Annotated in this window: 6 protein-coding genes; 1 reads left to right on the plus strand and 5 read right to left on the minus strand. The window is 66.3% G+C overall.

Annotation, left to right across the window (positions count from 1 at the left end; all coding sequences use genetic code 11):
- The 4 genes from E4L96_RS06220 to E4L96_RS06235 form a co-directional block, all read right to left on the minus strand.
- Positions 1–1,755, minus strand: a 1,755-nt coding sequence (locus E4L96_RS06220) for a tetratricopeptide repeat protein (RefSeq protein WP_135206352.1), incomplete at its 3' end; no start/stop codon positions are given.
- A gap of 8 nt (positions 1,756–1,763) precedes the next feature.
- A complete protein-coding gene (locus E4L96_RS06225; protein ID WP_135206353.1) occupies positions 1,764–2,372 on the minus strand; it encodes a TIR domain-containing protein in 609 nt (202 codons plus the stop codon).
- Between the two features lie 98 nt (positions 2,373–2,470).
- Positions 2,471–4,477 (minus strand): DNA repair helicase YoaA, encoded by a 2,007-nt coding sequence (yoaA, locus tag E4L96_RS06230; protein ID WP_135206354.1) that lies wholly within the window; start codon positions 4,475–4,477, stop codon positions 2,471–2,473.
- A 4-nt stretch (positions 4,478–4,481) separates the two neighbouring features.
- Positions 4,482–4,679, minus strand: a complete 198-nt coding sequence (locus E4L96_RS06235; protein ID WP_135206355.1) for a YdcH family protein — start codon at positions 4,677–4,679, stop codon at positions 4,482–4,484.
- Between the two features lie 131 nt (positions 4,680–4,810).
- On the opposite strand from E4L96_RS06235, the gene E4L96_RS06240 reads away from it, so the two are divergent.
- Positions 4,811–5,617, plus strand: coding sequence for a PP2C family protein-serine/threonine phosphatase (locus E4L96_RS06240; protein WP_135206356.1), 807 nt, complete (start codon positions 4,811–4,813; stop codon positions 5,615–5,617).
- A 303-nt stretch (positions 5,618–5,920) separates the two neighbouring features.
- On the opposite strand, the gene E4L96_RS23565 is transcribed toward E4L96_RS06240, so the two are convergent.
- On the minus strand, positions 5,921–6,113 hold a 193-nt coding region (locus E4L96_RS23565), incomplete at its 5' end, for a hypothetical protein (RefSeq protein ID WP_370660727.1).

A 6,113-nucleotide genomic window follows, 5' to 3' on the forward strand; every position in this document is an offset into this window, starting at 1 on the left:
GCCCTGCTCGGTCAGGATGTCGGCCAGCAGGTCGCGCTCGCGCTGGGCGGCGGCCGAATCGAGGCCGTTGTGGCGCTCGCGCAGGCCCAGCAGGGTTTCCTGCAGAGCCTTCGCGTTGTTGTGGTCGCCCAGCTTCAGCAGCAGCAGGGCCAGCTGGCGCATGCAGGCCAAGGTGTCCTCGTGGGCCTGGCCCAGCAGGCGCTGGCGGCCGTCCAGCACGCGCTCGTACAGCATGCGGGCGCGGGACAGCTCGTTGGCGCGGGCCAGCGCGTCCGCGTGCGCCGCCAGGCAGCTCAAGGTCATCTCATGGGCGGAGCCGAACAGGCGGGCGGCGCGCTCGTTCATTTCCTCGTGCAGGCCCAGCGCCTGCTCATGGTCGCCCTGGCGCGACAGCACGCCCGCCAAGCCGAGGCCGGCGGTGAGCGCATCCGGATGGTCCGGCCCGCGCAGGCGGCGGGCATCGTCCAGCAGCAGTTCGTACAGGAAGCGCGCCTCGGACAGCTGGCCGGCCTGCTGCATCACGGCCGCCAGCCGGGCGCGGCTGCCCCGCGTTTCCGGATGCTCGTCGCCGAACAGGCGCTGGCGCAGGGCGGTGCTCTCCTCGAAGCACGGCAGGGCCTGGCGCATGCGGCCTTCGGCCAGGTAGATTTCGCCCAGCCGCTGCAGGTCGCGCGCCAGCGGGGCGCCGTCAGCCGTGCCCAGCTCCTCGCTCAGGCGGGCCGCCGAGATGCTGCGCAGCAACTGCAGCTCGCCGCGCGACTGCCAGGGCAGGAAGCCATCGGCCACCCAGTCCAGCAGGGCTTCGAAGGTGCGGGTCAGCGAAAAGCGGTCGCCGCCGCGCTCCAGGTGGGCCGCCAGCCGCGCGCCGGTCAGCCCGTAGGAATGCTGGAGCTGGACTTCGTCGAAATAGCTGTTCAGGCTGAGGCGGTCTTGCCCGTAGGCCTCGCGCAGCAGTTGCTCCAGCACGGGCTGGTAGCCGGGCGCGTCGCGGTCGCCCCAGCGCCAGGCGCGGCGCCGCTCGCTGTCCGCGCTGTCGACCGAACACGGCAGCGGATAGACGACCAGCCGCCGCTGTTCTTCCTCATGAGAGCGCCGGTAATCGATTGCGCGCTGGACCACGCCAAGCAGCCCGTCGAGGCTGCGCTGCGAGGGCGAAAACAGGGCCACCAGCTTGCGCGGCAAAAACGTCGTGCAGATGGCGACCTGGGCCGAGCGGCCGCCGCGCGCATCCACCAGCACGTGGCGGAAATGGCGGGACAGCATATCGGCAAAGGCCCGGAACAGGGCCGGGCAGCGCTGGAACAGGCCTTCCCAGTCGAGCGCGGCGGCGCGGGCGCCGAAGCTGTCGTCCATCCGCGCCGCGCGCATCAGGTACAGCGGGCGGGTCTCGTCCACCCGGGTGACGTAATCCTGCCACGGCACCGCGTCCAGCACCTTCTGGGCCAGCACCGTGTCGGCCGGGTCGCTGCGCCCGCCGCCGCCTTCGCTGATCCGGTCCAGCGCCTGGCCGCAGGCGGTGAAGTATTCGAGCACGCCCCCATGCTCGTACTGCTCGTCAAAGTAACGGTCCAGCCCCGGCGATTCGGTGTCCCAGTCGATCATCAGCACCGGCACGGTGGCGTTCTGGCGCCCGGCCAGCAGCACGGCCAGGTTGGACAGCGCCACACTGCGGGTGGGCCCACTCTCGTATGCGTAGAACGTTATGACTTCGCCGGAAGTGGCCAACGGCGGAAGCGATATTCTATTGAGTTCCATAAAGCTCCTCATATTTTTGGAAAAGAAAAATCGGGCACGGCACGCCATGGCTGTGTGACAGCCGGCAGGACGAATTGGTTGCAGTCGTGGTCCGCCGGCGTGAACATTTTTTGGTAGTGATACAAAGTGGCAATGCGCTCGACCAATTTTTCTATGTGTGGCAGAAACTCCGGATTCGATTTCAGGTCCTCCGTGGCCATCGTGTACCCCGAGAAGTCGAGGTAGAAACCGGGATTCTTGATTTGCGGGGGCAAATCGAGGGGGTGGCGGGTCATGATCACCGGGATGATCAGGCGGCTGGGCAACTGGTACCAGGCGCCGCGCTGCTGCTCCAGCAGCTGCATGGCGGCAAATTCGCGCCGGGTGGCCTCGTGCGCCTCGTACTTCGGGGTGTAGATGAGGATCATGCTGACGCTCTCGCACAGGGCGCGGGCGAGGCGTTTGTCGAGGTCGTCACCGCCGCCGAGGAAGTCGGTGTCGATGAACAGTTCGTCCTCGTTGTCGAAGTGCGGTTCGAGGTAGCAGCGGATCGCGTCGGACAGGTCGGTCTTGAACCGGTTCATCAAGGCGTGCCGGCCGTGCGCGTAGCTGAAAAAACAGCCGTGTCGGATTGTCATGTCGGCCTCCCGTGGCAAAGAGCCGACATCGACTGTAGGCAGACTCGACTTGCCTGCCTTTGCGCTATCACAAGCCCGCCGTCAGCGCGGGCGGCAGGTCATTCTGGCTTGAAACGCTGCTGGAAGAAGGCCACCACTTCGGCCTGGTCGCGGGTGCGCTTGAATGGTGGCAGGCTCTGCCAGATGCGGCGGCCGTAAGGCTTGGAAATGATGCGCGGGTCGCAGATCATCAGCACGCCGCGGTCCTGCTCGTCGCGGATCAGGCGGCCGGCGCCCTGCTTGAGGTTGATGATGGCCTCGGGCAGCTGGTGGTGCATGAAGCCGTTCATGCCCTTCTTTTCCATCACGTCGATGCGGGCGGCCAGCACCGGGTCGTCCGGCGGGGCGAACGGCAGCTTGTCGATGATGACCAGCGACAGCGCCTCGCCGCGCACGTCCACGCCTTCCCAGAAGCTCTGGCTGCCGATCAGCACGGCATTCCCGGCATTGCGGAAGGAATCGAGCAGCTCCGTGCGGCCGCGCTCGCCCTGCACGAACAGGGGGAAGTTCAGGCCGCGCTTCTCAAACTCGTCGCGCAGGCGCTCGGCGGCATGCTTGACGGCGCGGATGGTGGTGCACAGCAGGAAGCAGCGCCCGCCCGCGGCCTCGATCACCGGCAGCGCACAGTCGAGCACGGCGTCGGTGTAGCCGTAGGAATTCGGTTCCGGCAGCCCGGTCGGCACGTACAGCAGGCCCTGGTCCTGGTAGTTGAACGGGCTCGGCCAGGTCTTGGCGGTCTCGTTCTCCAGGCCCAGCTGGGCCGCAAAGTGCTTGAAGTCGTTCTTCACGGCCAGGGTGGCCGAGGCGAAGATCCACGAGCGCGGCGTGCCCTCGCGCTGGTTGGTGAAGATGGGCGCGATCGACAGCGGCGTCTTGTGCAGCTGCAGCGAGGACGCGTAGGCCTCGACCCACAGCACCGCCTCGTCGCCCTCGACCAGCTTGCCCTTGCCGTCCGGCTTCCAGCCCGCCAGCGCGGCAGCCAGCTCCACCGCGCGCACGCGGCACTGCTCCAGCGTCTCGGCGCGTTCGGCGTTCGCCTCCAGCACGGCGGTCATGCCGTCCAGCTCATCCTTGAGCGTTTTCAGCGCCGGAAAGAAGTCGGACGACGGCGGAATCTGCGCCAGCGACATGCGCACCGAATCCTGGGGCACGCTCAAGCGCAGGTCGCGCGCGGCCTTCTCGACCACGGTCACGGTCTTGGCCCAGTCCGGCCCGCCACGCGCGTGCGCCAGGCCCTCGGCCAGCACGTCGCGGCACAGTTCCAGGATCTGCGAGGTGCTGACCGTCTGGCCGAAGAACAGCGTGGCCGTGTCGGGCAGCTGGTGGGCCTCGTCGAAGATAATGGTGTTGGCGGCCGGAAGCAGCTCGGCCACCCCGGTGTCCTTGAGCGCCACGTCGGCGAAGAACAGGTGGTGGTTGACCACTACCACGTCGGCCTGCTGGGCTTCGCGGCGCGCCTTCATCACGAAGCAGTCCTGGTAATACTGGCACTCCTGGCCCATGCAGTTGTCGCGGGTGGAGGTGACCAGATTCCAGACGCTGGCCGTCTCCGGCACCTTGGCCAGCTCCGCCTTGTCGCCCGAATTGCTCATCTTGACGAAGCGCTGGATCTCGCGCAGGTAGCCGACGTCCTCGCGCGAGGTCATGCGCCCGTTGTTGAGGGTGCGCTCCAGGTGGTAGTGGCAGACGTAGTTCGAGCGGCCCTTGAGCAGCGCCACCGAGACGGGGGCCTTCAGCGCAGCGCGCACCGTCGGAATGTCGCGCAGGAACAACTGATCCTGCAGATTCTTGGTGCCGGTGGAGACGATGGTCTTGCCGCCCCACAGCAGCGCAGGAACGAGATAGGCAAAGGTTTTGCCCGTGCCGGTGCCCGCCTCCGCGATCAGCGTGGACTGGTCCGCGATGGCGCTGGCGATGGCCTTGGCCATCTCGGTCTGCGAAGTGCGCGGCGAGAAACTGCCGACGGCAGGCGCGAGCGGACCGCCGGCGCTGAACAGGCGGTCGATCTCGTCGTCGTATTTACCGCCGGCTCCCGTAGGGACGGCGGCAGGGAGGGAATCGGTCAAAATCTCAGGCCGGCACGTCCGGCACCAGTTGCATCTTCAGCAGCATGATGTGGTCTTTCAGCTGCAGCTTGCGCTTTTTCAGGCGCCGCACCTGCAATTGGTCGTGGTGCGGATCCCGGGTCAGCATGTCTATGACCGCGTCCAGGTCCCGGTGTTCCACGTCCAGTTCGACCAGGCGGCGCTGGATCTCTTCCACATTCATCGGTGTTGTGTCCTGAAAATCATGTTGCTGAAGAAATAGTATCCGCTTGCAACATTACGGCTCTTCAGTGCATAGTTTAATCTACGACGGACCTGCCGCCAACAACCATTGACGGCCCTCAACCAGAGTGTATGACTGGATATAAGATCGAAGCGGGCACTGCGCAGCATATCGGCAGCCGTCCGCAACAGAACGACCGCACTGCCCTGTTCACCGGCGCCCGCGCGCCCGGGTTTGTCCTGGCGGTGCTGGCTGACGGAATTGCCGGGGGCGCAGCTGCTTCGGAACAGGTCCTGCACACGGCGAAAAGCGTGTTCGACCAGTTCCGCGCGGGCGAGCACCCGACCCTGGAACGGCTGGGCGAACTGCTGCGCGAAATCGTCCATGAGACTCACATGGTCATCAAGATGAACGCGGTGACCACGCAGACGGAGCAGCTGTCCAGCTTCGTCGGGCTGATCCTGACGCCGCACCGCGAGGCGGTGTGGGCGCATGTGGGCGAATCGCGGCTGTACCACTTCCACAAGGGCCAGTGCGCGGCGCGCACCAGCGACGCGGCCTATGTCGACCACCTGGTGGCCAGCGAGAAGCTGCCGCCGGAAGCGGCCAAGAACCACCGCCACTCCAAGCTGCTGGTCAATTTGCTGGGCAATGCGCGCAAGGAGCCGTATGTGACCATCGGGTCCGCGTCCGAGCTGGGCGCGGGCGACACCTTCCTGCTGTGTTCCGACGGACTGTGGCACTTCTTCACCGACGCCGAACTGGGAGCGGCGACCAACAAGATGGCGCCACGCCAGGCCTCCGAAATCCTGATCAGCAAGGCACAGGAACGCGCCCAGGGCAAGGGCGACAACTGCACCATGGCGATCGTCAAGCTGGTGAAACCACCGCAGGAAGAGAAGACCTACACCATCGAAAAGATGCGGCGCGCCGTCTAGCCCCGACCGAGCCCATCAGCTGCGAGCCCCCACACCGGGGTCAGGCCTGCCCCTCATAGACGGGGCCTGACCCCGGCGTTTTTTTCCAAAGCGGTTGTCTCACACTTTTCAGCCGCTCTCATCCGCCAGACCGCCGTCAACCACGGGCAATTGCACCGATCGTAAAACAGTACGGGGTCAGACCCCGCATTTCCTCTGGGTGCCTGACCCCATCGAAAAGGTCAGAGGCCTGACCCCGGTGGTCTGGGGTGTCGATGGGAAGCAGCCTCGGCTGGTGCCGTGGCGGTCATTGGGGTTGCAGGGTTATTTGGTGGGAGGCGTGGCGCTGGCGGCGGCCGCGTCTTCTTTGGCGCGCTCGGCCGCCTGCTTGGTGTTGCGCTCCGCGCGTTCGGCCTTCTTGGCCGCGGCGTCGCGCTGGCGCTGGGCGTAGTCGGCGCGGCGAGCGGCGGTGGCGATTCGATCAGGCGCGCATAGGTCTCGTTGAACAGCGTATCCA

It is taken from the genome of Zemynaea arenosa, assembly GCF_004614185.1.
In the GTDB taxonomy this organism is placed as follows: domain Bacteria; phylum Pseudomonadota; class Gammaproteobacteria; order Burkholderiales; family Burkholderiaceae_D; genus Telluria; species Telluria arenosa.